The following is a 19,300-nucleotide window of genomic DNA, read 5'->3' as shown; positions in this document are numbered from 1 at the left end:
TTTCTCGGGGAAAATGAACTCTTAGGCTTGCTCTTCAGCTGGTTATGATTTACTTATATGAGGCAAGTAATCGAAACTTCCCAAATAACGGAAGCGTATGTATATATAAAGCTATATTTAAATGGAGGATAACTGCTATGCCAAATGAGGCGAAAAGGTTCTTTAAGCTGTTTGCCAAGAATATTAAGGAATCAACAGGTCCCGGTTATTATCAGGCCAATGGAATTTATGTCACTTGTGTTCATTGCCAATATGATAAATTCGAGCATGGATACGCGCAGCTGAATACAGCTTTCTTAAGTTTTTTGAACCTTGATTTTGCCAACCGTTCCGCGAACACCTTAACTTGTCACCGTTGTGGTTATATTCATTGGTTTAACAAGGATATTAAAAGAATGAGGTGAAGGTATGGACCCGGTAGAGGTATACAAAGGCAGACGTCCTGCGGAGCTTATGATGACTATATCGCTATGTGTGTCGATAGGAATTGCGATCTTTTCAATGCTCTATTTATCGGAAGAAGGGAGCTTTTCACTTTATTTCGCGTATGTTTGGAGCATCTTCTGTCTTACCATCATAGGGGTTTTGCTGCAACGGCTTTTCACAGCCAGGCAGATTATGAATATCGAGCTGATACCTGGTGCAATTATCTTAAAAGATTTGACGATTGAAGCCGAGAAAACCAAAGCTGTGTATATTAAAGGGTATTTCAAGCCTGTGGTCGGAATTAAACCGAATGGAAATGTTTTTGTACCGTATAAGTCCTGTTTCTCCTTTGCCGAAAAAGAAGACCAGGGGATGAAAGCGCTGAAGGCATGGGCAGAACAGCACCAGATTGAAGTATTCCATAAAAGCTTTAAGAGATGGCTATAAGCTTGAATACAAGGTACATAAGAGCTTACAAAGGCACTAACCCGCGTTAGTGCTTTTTGCGTTCTGTTTTTAATAATGATAATAATCACAGTTAGTAGATAGGAATTATAGTAGTATTATTTCAATTAACTTACATGGATATGATAAGTGTATTTCAAGGGGGAGAGAGATGACGGAAATTTACAGGGTGGATTCTGTCTGGCAATTAGCAGGTGTTTATGAAGTAAGAACTCGAACCTTTGTGAACGGCCAGGGGATTCCCAAAGAATTAGAGTTCGATGAAGTGTATGGGGAGAGGTACTGTTATCTCTTGCTGGAGGAGAACCAAACTGCAGTTGCCACAGCGCGCATTAATTTAACCCATGAAGAGTATGCCAAGATTGAAAGGGTAGGGGTTATTCCGGAATTTCAGAACAAGGGGTATGGCCGGATTCTCATAGATGCTGCGGAGAACTGGATCAGAGAACTTGGCATTCACAAGATTGTGATTACAAGTCAACAACAAGCGGTAGGTTTCTATGAGAGCTTAGGCTATATCGCAAAGCCAGAAATCATCATAAAGTCCGCGATTCCCATTGTGTATACAGAAAAAGAAATCAGTTGAAGAGAGGAAGGAGATTATGGCCCAAGAAAATACAATCCTCGATACACATATAGTGAACCACGAGGATGCCAATGAAATTACCAAGGATGGGGCCTTTAACCGCCAGAAAAACCGCTTTACTACTCCTTTTGGCGAGGGGCCGGGCGAACTGCCCGCTGAGGCAGGACGTTATCGCTTGCTGTGGGCAAGAATTTGCCCCTGGGCGCATCGCGCTGTAATTGTACGTGAATTGCTGGGCTTGCAGGAGGTCATTAGCCTGGGGACTGCGAGTCCTGTACGAACGGAGAACGGCTGGGAATTCTCATTGGATGAAGGCGGCGTTGATCCACTGCTGGGCATCCGTTACTTGCCTGAAATTTATGCGGAGACCGATCCGGAATACAGCGGCAGAGCAACGGTGCCTGCTGTAGTGGATGTAACTACGAGAAAGGTAGTCAATAATGATTACTTCAGATTAACCAATTACTTCGAAACCGCCTTTAAGCCATTTCATAAAGCGGGGGCGCCTGATCTATATCCGGAAGCATTAAGAAGCGACATTGATGCGCTGAATGACATTCTTTTTCATGAAGTGAACAACGGGGTATACAAAGCTGGCTTTGCCAAATCCCAGCAGGCTTATGAACAAGCGTATGATGTCCTGTTTGCCAGACTGGATCAATTGGAAGAAAGACTTTCAACCCGGCGGTACTTGTTGGGAGATCAAATTACCGACGCAGATGTCCGGCTCTATGTGACGCTGGCGCGGTTTGATGTGGCTTATTACTCTGTGTTCCGGACGAACCGCAACCGGATCGTTGACTTCCCGAACCTTTGGAATTATGCCAAGGATTTGTATCAGACACCGGGCTTCGGGGACACCACAGATTTTGAAGCGATAAAAAGAGGTTATCAGCATGGAAATCATGCGGAAAATCCATATCAAATTCTGGCCAAAGGTCCTGATGTGTCGATTTGGAATGAATCCCATGACCGAAACAGATTTCAATAAGCGAAAGAGGAGGGAAACGTGGATGACAAGCAAGCTTGCGGAAATTGAACAAACAGGCGCCTTTAAACGGCAGGGCAACCAATTCACGGCTCCGTTTGGCAGCGGTGAAGGGGAACTCCCTGTAGAAGCGGGCCGTTACCGGATATTGTGGGCTCCAGTCTGCCCTTGGGCGCACCGTTCCATTATTGTGAGGAAGCTGCTTGGACTCGAAAATGCCATAAGTGTTGGCACTGCGGACCCGCTGCGGCCAATCATAGATCGGGTGGACTGGGCATTTACACTGGATGAAGAGAATGTGGACCCGGTCTTGGGAATTCACTATATCAGTGAAGTGTATTTCAATAGTGATCTTGAATACACAGGCAGACCTACGGTTCCGGCTGTAGTCGATATTGCCTCCAAGAAGGTGGTCAATAACGACTACCATGAATTGACTTACTACTTGGAGACCGCCTGGAAACCACTTCATAAAGAGGGTGCACCGGAGTTATTCCCGGAAGTGCTGCAGCCGGAGATTCGTGAGCTGAACGAACGTATTTTCCACGGCATCAATAATGGGGTATATAAAGCGGGGTTTGCCCGTTCTCAGGAAGCCTACGAGCAGGCATTTGACGGTGTATTTCAGTTGCTGGATGAGCTGGAGGTGCGGCTGGCGGCGCAGCGATATTTATTCGGCAATCAATTAACCGATGCAGATGTCCGCTTGTATGTAACGCTGGCCCGGTTTGATATTGCTTACAACACAGCTTTCAGAGTAAACCGCAATCGTCTGGTTGAGTTTCCGAACTTATGGGGATATGCCCGGGATTTATACCAAACTCCCGGCTTTGGCGACACCACTGATTTTGAAGCCATTAAAAAGCATTATCATTTATCCATCACCAATGACCCTAACCGCACATTCTCCAAAATCCTGCCCAAAGGACCAGATTTGGCCGGCTGGCATACGGAGCACGGGAGAGCCCAAAAGTTTGAGCAGCAAAATAATAAATAATAGATGGTGAGGGAAAGTAAATGACCCAAAAAACGAATGTACGCGTAAGACCGAAGGAAACGGAGCATGAAATCGACGACAAAGGATTTTTTGTCCGTCAGAAAAACCACTTCACTACCCCTTTTGGAGAGGGAGAAGGCAAGCTGCCTGTTGAAGCCGGGCGTTACCGTCTGATCTGGGCGAAAGGCTGCCATTGGTCCAACCGTGCCTCAATCGTAAGAGAATTACTCGGTTTAGAAGACGTGATCAGCATTAATCTGGTGGGACACGGAAAACATGAAGTGAATCTCGGGTGGGAATTTGTCTACGATGACAATAATACCGACCCCGTATTAGGTGAGCAGTTCCTAAGTACATTATACGCAAACGGTGATCCCGAATATAAAGGAAGACCTACAGTTCCCGCGGTAATTGACATTACAACCCAAAAAGTTGTGAATAACGATTACGTCTGGCTGACGAATTACTTGGAGAATGAATTTGCCCCCTTCCACAAAGAAGGTGCGCCGGATTTGTATCCTGCAGAATTAAGAACAGAAATTGATAAGTACAACGATTACTTGTTCGATAATGTCAATAACGGCGTGTATAAGGCCATGTTCGCGCAATCACTGGAAGCCTATAACGATGCTTTCAATCACCTGTATGCGGCGTTTGATGCTATCGAGGAGAGACTAGAGTCCAGACGATTTTTATTCGGGGACTATGTTACAGATTCAGATGTCCGCTTATTTGTAACCTTGGCCCGTTTTGATACCTACTATTTCAAGAACCTTGGCCCGATCCGGAACCGGATTGTCGATTTCAAGAATATATGGGGATATGCCCGTGATTTATATCAAATTCCGGCCTTTAAGAACAATACGTATTTGCGGGACTTGGCTAAATCGAATGGCAACAAGGAAACCATCTTTATTGATTATAATACACGGTTTTGGAATGAGATTGATTTTGACGGGCTGTGGTCAGAACCGCAGAACAGACAAGACAAAAGTGCTGATCCGCAGAATAAATTCAGAGCACAAAAATAAAGCATATTAATAAGGTTGAAATATAGGGGGAAATGAAGATGACAACATGGAGAAAATTAGGACTCGGTTTGGCGTCAATCGTATTATTAGCCGGAGTGGCCGGCTGCGGCAACGGAAAAGATAACTCTTCGGCGAATGCTGCAGGCGCAAATGCTGCTAACAAGGAAAAAACGACAATCAATATAGCTACAGGCGGTGCGCCGAAACCTTTCTCATATGTAAATGATGATAATGAGATTGACGGTTACGATATTCAGATCGTGAAAGCTATCTTTGAAGGATTGCCCCAATACGAGATTAATATTGAGAAAACCGAGTTCCCTTCGATCTTTGCCGGACTGGACTCGGACCGCTATCAGATTGGCGCCAACAATTTTGCCAGCAATGCGGAGCGAAAAGAAAAATACATTTATTCGGACCCGATCTTTAAAAATCAGTTTGTGATCGCCGTAGCAGAAGATCGGGACGATATTAAATCCTTTGCGGATCTGGAAGGCAAGAAGACCTCCGTAAGCCCAAGTGTGAATTATACCGTCGCTCTGGAGAAATACAACAAGGAACACGCGAAAACGCCGGTCGTTCTGAACTACACAGACACTGAGCTTGCCGTAACCCTGCAAAATGTGGAGAGCGGCGCAGATGATTTCAACTTAATTGATGCAGCGATGCTGCAGCTGTATATTAAGGAATTTGGCCTGAAGCTGAAAGCCATCCCGTTGTCACAGGAAGATACGGACCGGATTGGCGTTCCTTACAGCTACCTGATACTCAGTAAAGGCAAGAACAGCGAACAATTGACGAAGGATGTAAACAGCCGCATCCAAGCTTTGATCAAGGACGGCACCATCTCCAAAATCAGCGAAAAATACTTAAATGGCGATTTTGCACCAGAGCTTCAATAAAGGACGTACCCATGCCGAATATATTTGATATTGAGCTCGTATTTACGCTGATTCCGAAGCTGCTTAAATATTTGCCTGTGACGATTGAACTGACGCTTATATCCATGCTGGTAGGGCTTCTTCTGGGGCTCCTGCTGGCCATTATCAAGATTAAAAGAATACCCGTACTGTATCAAATTAGTGTGGTGTTCATCTCGTTCATCCGCGGGACACCGATCCTCATTCAGTTATATTTATCGTACGCAGGAATTCCGCTGATTCTGAAATATTACAATTACTATCATGATACAAGCTACAATGTGAATTCGATTTCTTCTATATTTTATGTACTGCTTGCCTTATCGTTAAATGAAGCTGCGTACAACTCTGAGATTATCCGGGCGGCCTTATTGTCTGTGGATAAAGGACAGACTGAAGCCGCACAATCGCTAGGCATGACTTATGGACAGGTGCTGAGACGGATCATTATTCCGGAGGCTTTTATCGTTGCCATTCCCACGTTAGGCAATGCCCTGATTGGACTGATGAAAGGCACTTCTCTGGCGTTCGTCTGCTCGGTCGTTGAGATCACGGCCCAATCGCGGATACTCGCCGGGAACAATCTCCGGTTCTTTGAATCCTATTGCTCGCTGGCTTTAATTTATTGGGCAATGACGATCCTGATTGAACAGGCGATTGCGCTGCTCGAGAAACGTCTGGACATCGACTACAAGAGCCTGCGGCGCAGAAAAGGAGATGTGATCCTTGATTGAGATTAACGGACTCACCAAATCATTTCATAAAAGTATCGTCCTCGATCACATTAACTTAACGATTGCCAAAGGAGACGTCGTTGCAGTAATTGGTTCTTCAGGCGCAGGGAAATCTACGTTGTTAAGATCCATTAATCTTCTGGAGGTACCGGATGAAGGTACGATTAAGATCGATGATCTCAAGGTGGATATGGCTAAGAAATCCAAAAAAGATGTGATTGAGCTTAGAAAAAGTACGGCAATGGTATTCCAGCAGTTTAATCTTTTCCGCCAAAAGACGGCGCTTGAAAATGTCATGGAAGGATTAACAGTTGTGAAGAAGGTTCCCAAAGAGGAAGCACGGAAAATCGCCGAACAACATCTTGCCAAAGTTGGACTCTCTGACCGGGTGCATCATTATACCAAGCAATTATCCGGCGGGCAGCAGCAGCGGGTAGCGATTGCCCGGGCGCTCGCGATGATGCCCAAAATCCTGCTGTTTGACGAGCCAACCTCCGCACTCGATCCGGAGCTGGTCGGCGAAGTGCTGGACACGATCAAAAAGGCGGCGGAAGAAGGCAACACGATGCTGCTGGTGTCACATGAGATGAACTTTGTACGCAAAGTAGCTACAAGAGTGCTATTTCTGGATCAAGGTGTCATCGTGGAGGACGGAACGCCGGAGGAAGTATTTTCACATCCGAAATCCGACAGAACCAAGCAGTTTCTCGCCAATTACTACCGTGATCAGGAACCGGAATTTGCGATTTAAGAAGAGGGATTTAAGATGACCTATACTTTTCAAAAAGATAGAGGAAATATCGATTGGACCCAGGTAACCGGGTTGTTGAATGGTTTTGGCTTAACGGATTTCACACCCGCGCAGACACAAACCGCCTTTGAGAACAGTGCTGTCAATGTATTTTTATTGGCTGGCGGCAAGGTTATCGGCTGTGGCAGAGCGTTGTCTGACGGCATTTCGCAAGCGGCAGTGTATAACATTGCAGTGGATGAAGCCTATCATCATAGAGGCTTGGGCAAGCAAATCATTGCTGCGATTCTGGAAGAAACAGCAGGCTGCAACGTCGTGCTGTATACCCATCCGAATACGGTTTCCTGGTACGAGGAACAAGGGTTTCGAAGAATGAAGACGGGCATGGCGATGTATCATCCCTCCCATATTGAGCAGCTGATCAAGATGGATTTTATTTGATAAATAGTTGCAGACAGAAGCTGTAAGTATAGCCTGAAGTCGTCTTAGCATAGTGGTCATACCCCTGTCAAGAAGACAGATGAAAAAAAGCTAAGCAGCCAGCGCGTGCCGATACTCGATCGGCGCGCGCTGTTTGAGTTTCGCCTGGAAACGTTGGTAATTATAAAAGTAGATATACTCCTCGACGGCTTGATGAATCTCTGCTTCTGACTTAAACTGGTGAAGGTACAACTTTTCTGTCTTCAGATGCGAAAAGAAGGATTCGATGCAGGCGTTATCTAGGCAGGTTGCTTTGCGAGAGTGGCTGCCCTTGACGCTGAATGCCTCTAATCGTGTGTTGTACGCCTGAGACGTGTATTGGAAGCCTTGGTCCGAATGGAGTACGGCTTCAGACACGTCTCTTTTTCGTGTCCACTGTTCAACTGTATCCAGGACGAGTTTTACGTCGTTTCGCTCTGAGATCTGCCAGGCCACAATTTCATTGTTAAACAGGTCCTGAATGGCGGACAGATAATAAAAGCGCGTGCCGTCTGAGATATACGTAATGTCGGTTACCAGCTTCTGTTGAGGAGCTGTCGCATGAAACTGGCGCTTTAATCGGTTAGGATAGACCACGGAAGGAGCATAGCTCGAGCGATTCCTTTTCTTTCGAATGACCGACTGGATCGACAGTTCTTTCATGAGCCGCCACACCTTCTTGTGGTTGACGAGGTAGCCGGCCTCCCACAGGGCTGTTCGCATTCGAGGATATCCAAAATAGGGATGGGCTAAGTGAACGGCCACCATATGCTCTTTAATTGCGTGCTCCTGCGCATGGGCTTCAATCCGCTGAGCCTGTGTACCTCGCCACTTGTAGTAGTTTGCTCGAGATACACCTGCAATAGCTAATAGGCGGGTAACGCCATGCTGGTCACGTAGCTCTTCGATTACGGCGTATTTGTCTTGTAGCCCGAACTTCGCTCCGTTAACAGATTTGGATACCGCTTTTTTAAGTAATCCACCTGTGCCTTCAAGTAATCTCGTTCTTCTTCGATACTGGCAAATGTAGTACGAGGACGTCCTTTCAAAGGGTTTGTTGTACCCTTACGTGTATCAAATGGCTCTCCAATCCGATATTTCTTTACCCATACTTTAAGCTGGGTACAACTCGCAATCCCCAACCTTTCTGCGACTACCTTGTAGCTCTCTACTCCTTTAAGATAGGTTTGAATAGCCTCTACCTTGAATTCCTCTGAGTACGATTGAAATACTTGTCCCTTTTTCGCCATACAAAAACCCCCTCCAAGTTCACTCATTTCCTCATGTTAACACAGGAGGTTTTTTACGAGTGTCTACTTGAAGGGGATAATACCATAGCGCTGGGACGATTTCAGGCTTATTATTTCTTCCTCCAGCAGGCCCTACCCGTGCAGCTCATCGTCCACTGAAGTAGTTCCGTGGCATAACTCCGGGAACGATCCCGCAATAACAATGGAATCCTCGTAGCCGAGGTTGCCGGAATGGGCTACAAGAATCGGATATTCCAGAGCATCCCTTTCCATGCGCATATCCCAAATGTAATGATTGCCGTTCCCGTCCATGGCAAAGGGCAGCGCTCCCGGCATATACTGCGGAAACTCATAGGCCAGAAGCATGGGTCTTAATTCAGCCGCGCTAAAAAACTGAAAGTAGCGTTCCCCGTTCACAAACTCCCCGCCATTGGAATAACACAGAAAGTCCAGATAACTTGCAGGCAGCGCTTTGTGCGGGATGGACCATAAGCCGGGGTCAAACGGAGCGTACTGCGCATGCAGCGGATGGGCAACCGGGAAGGGATTGCGCTGCCGGCTGATGATTTCGTCGATTTCTGGCTCCGTCAGCGGTTTGTGCCAGCTCTGCATAAATTGCTCCAGCTCTGCTTCCGTTAGGCCAGGCTGCTTCTGATAACTGATTCCGAATACGTTGTCCCATTCCATGAACGATTCCCCCTTGTCCGGTCTACCGGATGATGTCACAATACGTTAAGATTAATAGAGTAGTAGAGCCAATGCAAATTACGTTTCCAGAGAATGAACTGGAATTGGCCATAATTGTAGCTGGAGGTAACCTAAGTGGATGACTCAAACATCAAAGTACTCGTAATAGAAGATGATGCCGATATCAATCGCCTGCTGTGCCGCATGCTTACGGGCGAAGGACTTACTGCCGTCTCTGCATTTTCGGGAAGTGAAGCGTCGCTTCGGCTGTCGCTTGAAGCCTACCAGCTGGTGCTGATGGACTTGATGCTGCCGGGAATGCCTGGAGAAACGTTGATTCCGCAAATCCGGGAACAATCCACGGTTCCGATCATTGTCATTTCTGCAAAAAGTACACTGGAGGACAAGGTGGGGCTGCTTCGTTTAGGTGCGGATGATTATATTACCAAGCCCTTTGATCAGGAAGAAGTTATGGCTAGAGTGGAGGCACAGCTTCGACGTCTACAGTATGTGCATGCGGTGAATCCTGGCGAAGAAATTATCCGTATACGTGAACTGATCATGGACAAGCAGCAGCGTGAGGTCACCTTGAGCAGCGAATTGCTGACTTTAACCAAATACGAATTCGAAATTCTGGCACTGCTTCTGTCCAAGCCTGATAAGATTTTCTCGAAAAGTGAGATCTACCGGAATATTTGGCAAGGGACGTATCTTGGAGACGACAACACCATTAATGTACATATCAGCAACCTGCGGGCCAAAATCGCCGCGGTTACCGAAGAGGAATATATCCGCACAGTTTGGGGTATCGGGTTCAAAATAGTGTAGTCTTAACTTCTTTAAGGTTTCTTAAGGTTTTGCTTAAAGCTTATTAAGGGTGACCTGGATACAATTGAATTATCAAATTGCAAGGGAGTCATTACGATGATGCATTGTATACTGGAGATTGAGGGGCTAAGTAAAACCTACCGGGAATCACACGCACTCCAGAATATCCACCTGAACATTGCTGCAGGTGATATTTGCGCAGTAATTGGTAAAAATGGCGCTGGTAAAACTACCTTATTCAAATGTATTACCGAACAGGTCTTTCCGACGGCTGGCAAAATCACTTTGTATGGAAAAAGTGAAGCTGCCGAGGTTAGGCAGGAACGCAGGAAGATGGGTGCGCTCATTGAAGAGCCTGCATTTTTCCCGGACTTTACGGCCAGGCAGAACCTGGAATATTACCGCCAGCAGCGGGGCATCGCAGGCAAAACCTCTATCGATCAAGCCCTTAAGGAAGTGAGGCTTCTTACTACCGGGAAGAAGAAATTTAAGGCGTTTTCCCTCGGAATGAAGCAGCGGCTGGGACTGGCGCTTGCCCTGATGACTCATCCGACATTCCTGCTTCTGGATGAACCGACTAACGGTTTGGATCTGGAAGGGAAGGTGGAGATCCGTCAGCTTATTCAGACCTTGAATGAGGAAAAAAAGGTGACAATTCTAATCTCAAGTCATGTGTTATCTGAATTACAGAGCGTAGCTACCCGGTATGTTTTCATGGATCAGGGACGGATTGTTGAGCAGCTGACGGCAGAGGAACTGCTGAACAAAACCAGAAAAACCGTCGAGCTGGTTGTGAATGACAGCGGCAAAGCCGCCACGATTCTGGAAAAGCACTTCCCGGACATCCCTTATCGAATCCTGCCGGATCATCATATTCAGCTTGTTCGGCGGTATGGACAAGACCGATCAAATTAACCGGGTACTCTATAGTCAGGGTATCGGTGTATTTTCGATAAATGTCACGGGAGGAGACCTGGAAGAATACTACCTGAGTCTGCTGGGAGGTGAACGTGATGCTTAATCTGATGAAAAGCGAGCAGTATCGTTTCGTCCGGACCCGAAACTATTATTTATCTGGTTTGCTTTATATCCTGCTAATGGTTGGCGCGGCTGTCACCCTGTATGCCTTTCAGCAGTCAGAGCCTAATTTCCCCTACGGAAATGAACGATTCTTCTACCGCAATGTCCTAAGCATGATGCCGGTTGTGTTCGTATTGCTCTTCATCTTTCCGCTGATCGTTATGGGCGACAATAAGAATGTGCTTAAGAATACGGTAGCTTATGGCTACAGCAGGCAAACCATCTATACAGCCAAACTGCTGATTACAATGGCCGGGTTCTTCTTGTTCGCTCTTGTACTGGTGGGAGTGTCCCTGCTTCTGGGAACTACCCTGTTGGTTCGCAATGTTGATCACGCACTCACGGAATATACGAGGATGCTGCTTAACATGCTGCCCCTCATGATTGCAGGAATCACAACCTACTACTGTCTTGCTGCCATCATGAAGAAAAATGCACAGCTGCTCATCGCCTACCTGCTCATCTATTTCCTGCCACATTATATTCTGGGTTACCTCCAAGGCAGATTTACATGGGCAGGGTGGCTGCATAGTCATGGACCCGCTTATTATTTGCTCAATGCCTATGAAGAGATGGGCTATGCAGCCTGGGAACCGTGGGCAGTCGGGGCGGTCTATACGCTGGTCTTTTATACGCTAGGGCTATATCTGTTCAAGAAAGAAGAGTTCTGACTAGGTCCAGGAGGGGATAAGGAACATGCATCTAGCTCTAGTCATACCTGCTGCCTTAACGGCTGCTTTGTTTCTTATTCCCTATATACTGCAGCGGCGGAGCATTATGCAAGTACGAAAACAACTGGCAGAAGTAGACCATCCTCCCACGCAGCACCTGAACGTGAAGCTGCCTTTGCCGGGACGTGAAATGGAGCAGCTGGTGGTTGCCATTAACCGGCAGCTCGATCAGCGCAGGAAAGAACAAGTGACCCATCAATCGAGAGAGCTTGCAATCAAGCAGGAAATCGCCAACATTTCTCACGATTTGCGGACACCTCTTACTTCAATGCAAGGCTACGCCAATCTGCTGAAGGACCCGGCAATCCCAATAGCGGAGCGGCAGGAGTACCTGGACATTATTCTGCATAAAATGACGGTGATGAACAACATCGTGGAGTCGTTCTATGAATTGTCCAGTCTGGAGTCCGGGGACTATCCTATGGATATGCAGCCCCTCTATCTGTACAGCTTGTTGAGCGAAGTAATTCTCGCGTTCCATACGGACCTTGTGCAGAAGAACATTGAAGTTCAGCTGAACTTGGATGAAGCGGTGCGGACGATCTGGCTGGATGAGAAAGCCATGATCCGAATTTTCTCCAATGTGCTGCAGAACGTGCTTAGGTATGCCAAAAACCGGCTTACGATTTCTTTATTTACAGAGGATCACAAAGTAATGATTATTTTCGCGAATGACACCGATCATATCCACGAACAGGATCTTCCCAAGCTGTTCGAGCGAACCTATACCAGTGATCACTCCAGAGCAAGCGGCCAATTGGGCCTCGGCTTATCCATCGTGAAACAACTGGTAGAGAAGCAGGGGGGGAGCCTTGGCGCCGCACTTGCGGATGGGGAGTTTCAATTGGTTCTTACGTTTGGAGAATGACAGAAAGGGAGCCGCACCCAATACTTTAGCAGCTCAGGGGAGGACAAAATGAACAAACGGATTGCAATTCTATGGGTCACTATCATTTTCATGTTTGTTATAGCTGGTTGTAATTCCAACAAAAGTTCAGTCAGCCGGGAATGGAGTACATCCAATCCAACTGCGGAAGATGTTCTGTCTGACAATTCCAATGCGAATATCTTTATGTTCTCGGATATCATTTATAACTCTGGGATTCCATGGGTGGATGAATTAGAACTTCATAAAGATCAGTATGTAACGGAAATTATTGAACAGTCCGGAGATGGCAAGGAATTTAAGAATGGCACGGCCAATCAATTATCCATTGGGACAAAGATCTACAGCGTCAAGGAACGGAGCGATATATTCATCGCGGAAACTAAAGACGGAGATTTGAGATTTTATGGGTTAGTGGAAGGGTGAAGGGCAACATCAGGATGGGAACCTTGCTGCCCGATCCTTTGCATTCAATCGCGGACAAGTATCGCAATATCCGAACCCGGTATCCAAGCGATAAGCAAGGCAGCAGGCTGTCTTAAGCAAGAGTCTCTGTTTGCTTTGAGCCGGGTCTTCAATGTACCGCAACTTCACATCAAACGGATTACTGCGAAGCCCGAAGGCTTTGGGATCGATACCCTGCTTCAGGATATTATAATGATTACTGATTTGAAGCCTGCTTTCCACGGACGAAGCTCCGGCAAGTTCCTCTTCCATTCGAGAGTACAACGTATTGGTGATTTGCCCCCATAACTGCATGACGTTTATTTGAGCCACTGCAGACAAAATTTCGATTAGCGGTCTAACAAGATCGTTGTAAAAGGAATGGAGTACCTTCATACTCCACGCTTCCCGGTCTACAGCCGGAATTTCAATACGCCTTATTTCGTTTATCTTAAATGAAAACAAAGGGTACTGGGTGTCTGCATCATACAATTGTACAGATATATTCCGTAATGACAATTCCAATATGGTTTCTTCGCCGTAAAACAACATGTGCTGCATAGCAGCACACAGCTCACCAAGCCAGGTACAGAAAAAAACGGCAGTGGTCGAGCGTTCTCTTGACTTGATATAAGGACCGTAAGTATCGAGCAGGAGTAACGTATGTCCTGCTTGGAGTAAATCATATGCTGACATAGCAAGTATGGTATTGCAAGGCTCATGCAGGGTCAGGAAATACTTGTCTTCCAATTGCTTAAAGTCCATCCGCTCCACCACCTGTCACCGTCACCTTACTCATTCCCTTTCTTCTCAAACGCATCAAGTACATCGTTAATTGCACTACTGTCTGCCAAAGGAGACATCCCCAGATTGAACCATTCTTTGCCATTCATCATGTATATCTGGTTTTTCTTCACGGCCGTCATATTTTTCCAGAGCGAGCTGTCCAGCATTTCTTTATACCTGTTCTGAACTTTTTCGTTGGACTCGTCATCAAGCTGCAGAATGATATGATCAGGATTATAATCGGGGATTTTCTCTAATGAAATCGAAATGCTCTTTTCATTTTGCGGGAATTCCTTAACGGGTGACAAGCCTAACACTTTATGGATGAAGCTGCCCCGATCGATATTTTCTCCATAAATAATCAGTTGATCTGCCATAATCATCATATACATTACAGTTTCGTTGCCAACAAGAGTATCTAGTTTAGCCTTGGCGTCGGCTTCTTGCTGGTGCAAATCTTCAATGACCTGCTCAGCTTGTTCCTTCTTGTCTAGAACCTCAGCAATATCGAGTAATTCCTCACGCCAATGATCCCGTTGTGGCAAAAGCACGGTTGGTGCAATTTTGGAAAGCTGCTCATAATCCTTTTCGGACCACCACACGGGTGCAATAATGAGGTCCGGTTTAGCAGACAATATGGCTTCAAAGTTAGGGGTTTCGGCAATCCCGGTTTTCAATGCATCTTTTAATCCTTCTTCTAAATAAGAAGGGAAATCCTGATGGTAATTCTGAACGGCAACCGGTGTCACACCTAGAGCATATAAGAACTCGGGATACACGACTGAAAGACCAATAACCCTTTTAGGTTCTGTAGGAATTCGGATGTCTCCGTTTGTACTTTTTACAACACGCTGCTTATTATCGGATGCACTTGCGCTTGTTTCAGCAGAGTCTCCGGATGCCGTGCCGGAATTATCTGATGCTGTGTTTTTGCCCGCACATGCCGTGCTCAGCATTATTAACAATAGGATAACTAGTCCCGTGATCATTATTTTATTTCTTTTCATTCGCCGATACTCCTCTTATAAACTAATTTGCCAATGACAACCTCGCAATAAGATTGATTATCATTATCACATAGATGGAGTATAAATGATTTTGTAGCTTCGGCATATTGACGATAACGACATTTTTTTATGCACGATTACGCCACAGCTTGAGGGCTTCGTCGAGGATAAGCTCATGTGTGAAAGCCGTATATTCTATCCAAGGATACGTGGGAAGGAAGTCGACATGCCCGTTCCTGACTGCTTTTAGCTCCCGCCAAGATGCTGAGCGCATAAGATCACGCCAACTTGATTGGGACAGCGGGTCTTCGTCCAGGATAAGCAATATCCGATCTGGGCAGAAATCCGTTAACTCATCTGGGGTCAGCTGCTGATTCGGATTCATACGATCGACACCGCGAGCGGGGACAAGATGCAGATCGTCGTAGAACACAGCGTCCAGGCTCCTACAGCCCAAAACATGGTAGCGGTCTCCAGTGATTCTAAGGATGAGAAGATTTTCTTCCCCGATCGTGTTCTTAATCTGTTCTCTTACAAAATGGGCTTTGCGCTCATAGTTACCAAGCCAGGTTTCTGCTATTGCTGTTTTGTCCAGAAATTGTGCAATCAAGCGCAAATGTCCACGCCAGTCGTTGTCAATCCAGGGTACGAAAAATGCGGGTGCAATTTGCCTGATCCTTGTCTGCTCCTCGGCAGATACGAAGCTGTCGATTCCGATAATAAAATCAGGCACAGCGAGCTTAAGCTCGTCCCTTTTCAATGAATGATCCTTACTCAGCGGCAGAACAAGATCCGTTTGGTATTTTCGCTGATAATAGTTTGTCCAGGGATGATCGGATGGTGCAGCCCTAGGGGTGACTTGAAGCGGGAGCAATTGACCGATGCTAGACCCGTGATAAGCGGCAATTTTTTGCTTGCTGTTTCTCATAAATGCGGCAGGCGGGACTCCTGATATCTGTTTGAATTTGCGCCGGAAATAAAGATCGTCAGGGTATCCCACATGCCGGGCAATATCCTTGAGCCGGTATTCTCCTCCTGTCCTCATAAGCTGCTGCGCCTGCGTGATCCGGAAGGCTGCCAAATAGTCGATCGCACTGCAGCCGTATCTTTTCTTGAATAACCTCATGAAGTGGCGGGAGCTGACTCCCGCCACCTTGGCCAATTGCTCAATCGACAACTCCTCTTGATAATGCTGCTCTATGTAGGTTTTCACATATTCAAGTGCTGCATCCGAATCCTTTGCCTGTACAACATGAGCATCCTGCAAGATATGATACAGAAGCTCTTGAAAGAGAATGTGGCTGCGAAACCGTTCCAATTGATCTTCGCTTTGAAAGAAGTTACAAATGCTTTCGCACAATGCGTTAACAGAAACTGGAGAAGAGGCGGCAACCTCGCCTTTTACCGGGAACACACTGTCCCGCTTAACCATCTGCATAGGATCAACTGTTGATTTATCATCCTCAATGACATCGAACCGCAAATAATAGAATCCGCGTTCATCAAACGAGTGTGCCACGGCTTGAATCAATTGACCGGGTGTGCACACATACATGTTGCCCTCCCGCATTTCGATGAACTGTCCGTCAATGTTCAGCCACCCTTGACCGCTTGCCGCGATAAGAAGCTGGTGCGATTCGATGAACTGAAGCTTTATTTCCCATTCGTTCGGACTGCACTTGATATGAATAATCTCCCGAAGTTTACAGGATAAATTATCTAATGGAATATACGGTTTATTAACTATGTTCTTATTCTGATTAAGCAAGTAAAAATCACCACCTCTATGGCTAATTAAAGAACATTCTAGCTCACAATCATTATGACCGCAATTGGGATAGTAGAGTGCAAACAATAACCATTCAAGGTATAATAACAAATATTTACTTTTGAAAGTGTAGCAATTATTTCGGGGAGTACCCAAGGCAGGAGGAAGCAACAATGCGAAGGAAGACAGTAGCCATATGGAGTGGCGTCATTTTTTTAATCGTTATCGGTATAGGTGCGGGTTATAAAATGTATGACAACGATACCGCAAACTATGATATGTGGAGCGGCAGGTGGGGAATAACGATCCCCAAACCAGCTGAGCTAGTAGTAGTATTTGAAAGTGAACCGAGTTTTCATGGGGATGGAGAAGGATACTATGTTCTGAATTATAACGAAGAACAACTGGCAAAGGTTCAAGACCAGGCACTCTGGCAGCCAATAACTGAAGAATCAAGGCATTCCCTGGAAGAAGAAGTATTGCGGTTCACACAATCTATTATACCGGTGTCACAGAAAGAGATTGCTGAATACGGTAAACTTTATCAGAACTACCCGACGGAGTATAACGCAGGTGATTATTATTATTACAAAAAGAAAGAGGACGGCAGTTACTGCATCATCATCCTTAACGTGGATAAGCAACGGTTGTACTTGATGGAATGGATACAATAAGGCGCCAATTCATGGATAGCGGCCTGAATTAGTTTGGCACTTTCACTTCAATGAGCGGGCAAAAACCGGGATTCGCCTGACATAATTGTTCGGTAAACTCCGGCTGAAGCTTGGAGAGCGCTGTGAAATAACTTCCAATAATGTGATTGAGACCAACAGCACCATTCTGGAAAGACTGCGGATTTAGAGTCTGGACATGACTGTAATAGTACCTTTTTTCCCGCTTAGGCAGCTTGTAGATAGAGGGTGGAGTGTAGGTCACGACGTCAAAAGGATTGGCAATGCGGTAGCTGTTCGGAACATACCTTGTACATACTTTTGCAAAGGCTGGATCGCCTACACGAGGGGACCCATAAGTGAATAGATATGGTGAGCGGTAATCCGTATTGGCACTCAGATCGACTGCACACATTGTCGCAAGTGCTGCACCGAGGCTGTGGCCTGTAATGTATAATGTCTTGCCGGGTTCGATCTTGGACAGTGCTGAGAGAATTCCTTCACGGGCCGAAGAATAGATGTCTGTGAACCCGCGATGGGTAAGGCAATCTTCCTTAATATATTTGAATTTTCTCTGTGAGGCGATGATGTCCGAGATCCAATTGGTTGTCGAGCTGGTCCCCCGAAAAGCAATAATTATCTCCTGTGGAGATTCCATAATAAATCCGAAGTTTTCCCATACATGGCCCAAGGATTTCGCCTTGATTACATGATTGACCGAATAATTCGCCGGCACGGCGAACGAACCATCCGTATTCGAAAATTGCGCATAGGTCTGTCCGCAGACAGCAGCCAGAAAAATCGCCCATTGCTCATAACCCTTATTGCTGCCCATCTGCATCCCGCCCTTCTTTCTTATTTAGGCTACCCGACAAACCTGGATAGTTCCCGGTTGAATTTTTCGCATTCGTCATAGAACAATCCGTGGCCGCTATTCTCGAATGGCACAAGCACAGAATTCTTTATCCCTTGATGCTGCACCACAGCCAAAGGGTAGTAACAAACTTGATCATGGATGCCATGAAGAATCAAAGTAGGGACCTGTATTTTTGGGAGATCCTGAAATAATACTTCGGCGAGCCAGGCGTTGGAGACGGCTATAGTGGACCAGCTCGCTGCCTGCAGTCCTAATTGGAAGAACCAGTCCGAGAACGGCTGCGATACTTTTTGATAGAAGAATTGTTCTCCGAAGTCATGCAGCATCTTGGGCCGATCCTGATAGGTCGCTTGAATGATCTGATCTATAGCTTCTTTTGTGGTGCCATAAGGAAAACCGGGCCGCTGAATCAGGCTGGGAGCAGCCGAGGCGAAAAGCGCAAGTTTGGACACCCCATACCCGTTGTGGCGGGCCATATAACGTATAGTTACAGCTCCTCCGGTGGAGTGTCCCGCGAGTGTAATGTCCCGAAGCCCTAAGGCCCCGATAACACACCGGATATCATCCGCTAACCGATTGTAGTCGTATCCGCTCAGAGGTTTATCCGAATTCCCGAATCCCCGCATATCCATTCCGATACAGCGATATCCCATGGGCACCAGACGATTGCACTGATATTCGAACATCTTGTGGTTCACAGGCCAGCCATGGATGAACAATATCGTTTTCCTGCCTAGCGGGTTGATATCATTTACATATACATTCACCTGCGGTTCTACTCTAATCCAATGTTCCATTAGGCTTCCCTCATTCATCCGTTAATTTGTCTTTTCAAGACATATTATTCAGCTGATTGGGTTAAGTGCCTACAAAAAAACCCACCGTTTAATAACGGTGGGGTTGAATGAGCTATGTAGGGCTGTCCTTG

General features: G+C 46.1%; 24 protein-coding genes. 16 read left to right on the top strand and 8 right to left on the bottom strand.

Features of this window, described 5'->3' with window-relative positions:
- The first annotated feature begins 137 nt into the window (after positions 1–137).
- The 10 genes from H70357_RS21685 to H70357_RS21640 all read left to right on the top strand — a co-directional run bounded on the left by H70357_RS21685 (position 138) and on the right by H70357_RS21640 (position 7,339).
- Positions 138–404 (top strand): zinc ribbon domain-containing protein, encoded by a 267-nt coding sequence (locus tag H70357_RS21685; protein WP_052092171.1) that lies wholly within the window; start codon positions 138–140, stop codon positions 402–404.
- A 4-nt stretch (positions 405–408) separates the two neighbouring features.
- The gene (locus tag H70357_RS21680) at positions 409–873 is read left to right on the top strand and encodes a hypothetical protein (protein WP_038594005.1); all 465 of its coding nucleotides are present in this window, start codon (positions 409–411) and stop codon (positions 871–873) included.
- 169 nt (positions 874–1,042) lie between these two features.
- Entirely contained in the window at positions 1,043–1,477 is a 435-nt protein-coding gene (locus tag H70357_RS21675; RefSeq protein WP_038594002.1) for a GNAT family N-acetyltransferase, read from the top strand.
- 16 nt (positions 1,478–1,493) lie between these two features.
- A complete protein-coding gene (locus H70357_RS21670; protein WP_038593998.1) occupies positions 1,494–2,468 on the top strand; it encodes a glutathione S-transferase family protein in 975 nt (324 codons plus the stop codon).
- Between the two features lie 22 nt (positions 2,469–2,490).
- Complete coding sequence (locus H70357_RS21665; RefSeq protein WP_038593995.1) at positions 2,491–3,462, top strand: glutathione S-transferase family protein; 972 nt, start codon at positions 2,491–2,493, stop codon at positions 3,460–3,462.
- Between the two features lie 20 nt (positions 3,463–3,482).
- The gene (locus H70357_RS21660; protein WP_038593992.1) at positions 3,483–4,493 is read left to right on the top strand and encodes a glutathione S-transferase C-terminal domain-containing protein; all 1,011 of its coding nucleotides are present in this window, start codon (positions 3,483–3,485) and stop codon (positions 4,491–4,493) included.
- 38 nt (positions 4,494–4,531) lie between these two features.
- Positions 4,532–5,395 (top strand): transporter substrate-binding domain-containing protein, encoded by an 864-nt coding sequence (locus H70357_RS21655; protein WP_179091799.1) that lies wholly within the window; start codon positions 4,532–4,534, stop codon positions 5,393–5,395.
- An 11-nt stretch (positions 5,396–5,406) separates the two neighbouring features.
- Positions 5,407–6,147 carry an amino acid ABC transporter permease gene (locus H70357_RS21650; RefSeq protein ID WP_038593986.1) on the top strand — a complete coding sequence of 247 codons (741 nt, stop codon included), beginning with the start codon at positions 5,407–5,409 and terminating at the stop codon, positions 6,145–6,147.
- Positions 6,140–6,898, top strand: a complete 759-nt coding sequence (locus H70357_RS21645) for an amino acid ABC transporter ATP-binding protein (protein WP_038593984.1) — start codon at positions 6,140–6,142, stop codon at positions 6,896–6,898. The genes H70357_RS21650 and H70357_RS21645 overlap by 8 nt, the downstream gene beginning before the upstream one ends.
- Before the next feature lie 15 nt (positions 6,899–6,913).
- Positions 6,914–7,339: a GNAT family N-acetyltransferase gene (locus tag H70357_RS21640; protein ID WP_038593981.1), complete on the top strand. Its 426-nt coding sequence runs from the start codon at positions 6,914–6,916 to the stop codon at positions 7,337–7,339.
- Between the two features lie 90 nt (positions 7,340–7,429).
- Here H70357_RS21640 and H70357_RS21635 read toward each other — a convergent pair whose 3' ends face one another.
- The 3 genes from H70357_RS21635 to H70357_RS21625 all read right to left on the bottom strand — a co-directional run bounded on the left by H70357_RS21635 (position 7,430) and on the right by H70357_RS21625 (position 9,294).
- Positions 7,430–8,383, bottom strand: a complete 954-nt coding sequence (locus tag H70357_RS21635; RefSeq protein ID WP_442950466.1) for an IS3 family transposase — start codon at positions 8,381–8,383, stop codon at positions 7,430–7,432.
- On the bottom strand, positions 8,266–8,607 hold the full coding sequence (locus H70357_RS37180) for a transposase (protein ID WP_038586069.1): 342 nt from the start codon (positions 8,605–8,607) through the stop codon (positions 8,266–8,268). The genes H70357_RS21635 and H70357_RS37180 overlap by 118 nt, the downstream gene beginning before the upstream one ends.
- Positions 8,608–8,739: 132 nt before the next feature.
- Positions 8,740–9,294 (bottom strand): SMI1/KNR4 family protein, encoded by a 555-nt coding sequence (locus tag H70357_RS21625; RefSeq protein WP_038593978.1) that lies wholly within the window; start codon positions 9,292–9,294, stop codon positions 8,740–8,742.
- A gap of 135 nt (positions 9,295–9,429) precedes the next feature.
- On the opposite strand from H70357_RS21625, the gene H70357_RS21620 reads away from it, so the two are divergent.
- The 5 genes from H70357_RS21620 to H70357_RS21600 all read left to right on the top strand — a co-directional run bounded on the left by H70357_RS21620 (position 9,430) and on the right by H70357_RS21600 (position 13,245).
- On the top strand, positions 9,430–10,122 hold the full coding sequence (locus H70357_RS21620; protein ID WP_038593976.1) for a response regulator transcription factor: 693 nt from the start codon (positions 9,430–9,432) through the stop codon (positions 10,120–10,122).
- A 96-nt stretch (positions 10,123–10,218) separates the two neighbouring features.
- A complete protein-coding gene (locus tag H70357_RS21615; protein ID WP_052092170.1) occupies positions 10,219–11,037 on the top strand; it encodes an ABC transporter ATP-binding protein in 819 nt (272 codons plus the stop codon).
- Positions 11,038–11,135: 98 nt separating this feature from the next.
- Positions 11,136–11,873 carry an ABC transporter permease gene (locus tag H70357_RS21610; protein WP_038593974.1) on the top strand — a complete coding sequence of 246 codons (738 nt, stop codon included), beginning with the start codon at positions 11,136–11,138 and terminating at the stop codon, positions 11,871–11,873.
- 25 nt (positions 11,874–11,898) lie between these two features.
- Complete coding sequence (locus H70357_RS21605; protein ID WP_038593971.1) at positions 11,899–12,801, top strand: sensor histidine kinase; 903 nt, start codon at positions 11,899–11,901, stop codon at positions 12,799–12,801.
- Positions 12,802–12,849: 48 nt separating this feature from the next.
- Positions 12,850–13,245 carry a hypothetical protein gene (locus H70357_RS21600; RefSeq protein ID WP_038593968.1) on the top strand — a complete coding sequence of 132 codons (396 nt, stop codon included), beginning with the start codon at positions 12,850–12,852 and terminating at the stop codon, positions 13,243–13,245.
- Positions 13,246–13,254: 9 nt separating this feature from the next.
- Here H70357_RS21600 and H70357_RS21595 read toward each other — a convergent pair whose 3' ends face one another.
- The 3 genes from H70357_RS21595 to H70357_RS21585 all read right to left on the bottom strand — a co-directional run bounded on the left by H70357_RS21595 (position 13,255) and on the right by H70357_RS21585 (position 16,824).
- Entirely contained in the window at positions 13,255–14,028 is a 774-nt protein-coding gene (locus tag H70357_RS21595) for a (2Fe-2S)-binding protein (protein ID WP_038593965.1), read from the bottom strand.
- A 26-nt stretch (positions 14,029–14,054) separates the two neighbouring features.
- Positions 14,055–15,056, bottom strand: coding sequence for an ABC transporter substrate-binding protein (locus H70357_RS21590; protein ID WP_038593962.1), 1,002 nt, complete (start codon positions 15,054–15,056; stop codon positions 14,055–14,057).
- Positions 15,057–15,183: 127 nt separating this feature from the next.
- A complete protein-coding gene (locus H70357_RS21585; protein ID WP_052092169.1) occupies positions 15,184–16,824 on the bottom strand; it encodes an AraC family transcriptional regulator in 1,641 nt (546 codons plus the stop codon).
- Positions 16,825–16,997: 173 nt separating this feature from the next.
- On the opposite strand from H70357_RS21585, the gene H70357_RS21580 reads away from it, so the two are divergent.
- Positions 16,998–17,498: a hypothetical protein gene (locus tag H70357_RS21580; protein WP_038593959.1), complete on the top strand. Its 501-nt coding sequence runs from the start codon at positions 16,998–17,000 to the stop codon at positions 17,496–17,498.
- 28 nt (positions 17,499–17,526) lie between these two features.
- Here H70357_RS21580 and H70357_RS21575 read toward each other — a convergent pair whose 3' ends face one another.
- The gene (locus H70357_RS21575; protein WP_038600141.1) at positions 17,527–18,330 is read right to left on the bottom strand and encodes a lipase family protein; all 804 of its coding nucleotides are present in this window, start codon (positions 18,328–18,330) and stop codon (positions 17,527–17,529) included.
- Positions 18,331–18,359: 29 nt separating this feature from the next.
- On the bottom strand, positions 18,360–19,169 hold the full coding sequence (locus H70357_RS21570) for an alpha/beta fold hydrolase (RefSeq protein ID WP_038593956.1): 810 nt from the start codon (positions 19,167–19,169) through the stop codon (positions 18,360–18,362).
- Positions 19,170–19,300 lie beyond the last annotated feature (131 nt).

The sequence above is a fragment of the Paenibacillus sp. FSL H7-0357 genome (genome assembly GCF_000758525.1).
In the GTDB taxonomy this organism is placed as follows: domain Bacteria; phylum Bacillota; class Bacilli; order Paenibacillales; family Paenibacillaceae; genus Paenibacillus_AQ.
The sequence above is the reverse complement of the archived record's forward strand: the minus strand, read 5'-3'. Positions and strand labels throughout refer to the sequence as shown.

What these genes read in the sequence shown, in the direction of transcription:
- H70357_RS21595 (WP_038593965.1), bottom strand. Translation starts at nt 14,028, where the DNA reads ATGGACTTTAAGCAATTGGAAGACAAGTATTTCCTGACCCTGCATGAG.
- H70357_RS21685 (WP_052092171.1), top strand. Translation starts at nt 138, where the DNA reads ATGCCAAATGAGGCGAAAAGGTTCTTTAAGCTGTTTGCCAAGAATATT.
- H70357_RS21615 (WP_052092170.1), top strand. Translation starts at nt 10,219, where the DNA reads ATGATGCATTGTATACTGGAGATTGAGGGGCTAAGTAAAACCTACCGG.
- H70357_RS21580 (WP_038593959.1), top strand. Translation starts at nt 16,998, where the DNA reads ATGCGAAGGAAGACAGTAGCCATATGGAGTGGCGTCATTTTTTTAATC.
- H70357_RS21680 (WP_038594005.1), top strand. Translation starts at nt 409, where the DNA reads ATGGACCCGGTAGAGGTATACAAAGGCAGACGTCCTGCGGAGCTTATG.
- H70357_RS21605 (WP_038593971.1), top strand. Translation starts at nt 11,899, where the DNA reads ATGCATCTAGCTCTAGTCATACCTGCTGCCTTAACGGCTGCTTTGTTT.
- H70357_RS21675 (WP_038594002.1), top strand. Translation starts at nt 1,043, where the DNA reads ATGACGGAAATTTACAGGGTGGATTCTGTCTGGCAATTAGCAGGTGTT.
- H70357_RS37180 (WP_038586069.1), bottom strand. Translation starts at nt 8,607, where the DNA reads ATGGCGAAAAAGGGACAAGTATTTCAATCGTACTCAGAGGAATTCAAG.
- H70357_RS21625 (WP_038593978.1), bottom strand. Translation starts at nt 9,294, where the DNA reads ATGGAATGGGACAACGTATTCGGAATCAGTTATCAGAAGCAGCCTGGC.
- H70357_RS21570 (WP_038593956.1), bottom strand. Translation starts at nt 19,169, where the DNA reads ATGGAACATTGGATTAGAGTAGAACCGCAGGTGAATGTATATGTAAAT.
- H70357_RS21665 (WP_038593995.1), top strand. Translation starts at nt 2,491, where the DNA reads ATGACAAGCAAGCTTGCGGAAATTGAACAAACAGGCGCCTTTAAACGG.
- H70357_RS21655 (WP_179091799.1), top strand. Translation starts at nt 4,532, where the DNA reads ATGACAACATGGAGAAAATTAGGACTCGGTTTGGCGTCAATCGTATTA.
- H70357_RS21610 (WP_038593974.1), top strand. Translation starts at nt 11,136, where the DNA reads ATGCTTAATCTGATGAAAAGCGAGCAGTATCGTTTCGTCCGGACCCGA.
- H70357_RS21660 (WP_038593992.1), top strand. Translation starts at nt 3,483, where the DNA reads ATGACCCAAAAAACGAATGTACGCGTAAGACCGAAGGAAACGGAGCAT.
- H70357_RS21590 (WP_038593962.1), bottom strand. Translation starts at nt 15,056, where the DNA reads ATGAAAAGAAATAAAATAATGATCACGGGACTAGTTATCCTATTGTTA.
- H70357_RS21640 (WP_038593981.1), top strand. Translation starts at nt 6,914, where the DNA reads ATGACCTATACTTTTCAAAAAGATAGAGGAAATATCGATTGGACCCAG.
- H70357_RS21575 (WP_038600141.1), bottom strand. Translation starts at nt 18,330, where the DNA reads ATGGGCAGCAATAAGGGTTATGAGCAATGGGCGATTTTTCTGGCTGCT.
- H70357_RS21650 (WP_038593986.1), top strand. Translation starts at nt 5,407, where the DNA reads ATGCCGAATATATTTGATATTGAGCTCGTATTTACGCTGATTCCGAAG.
- H70357_RS21600 (WP_038593968.1), top strand. Translation starts at nt 12,850, where the DNA reads ATGAACAAACGGATTGCAATTCTATGGGTCACTATCATTTTCATGTTT.
- H70357_RS21670 (WP_038593998.1), top strand. Translation starts at nt 1,494, where the DNA reads ATGGCCCAAGAAAATACAATCCTCGATACACATATAGTGAACCACGAG.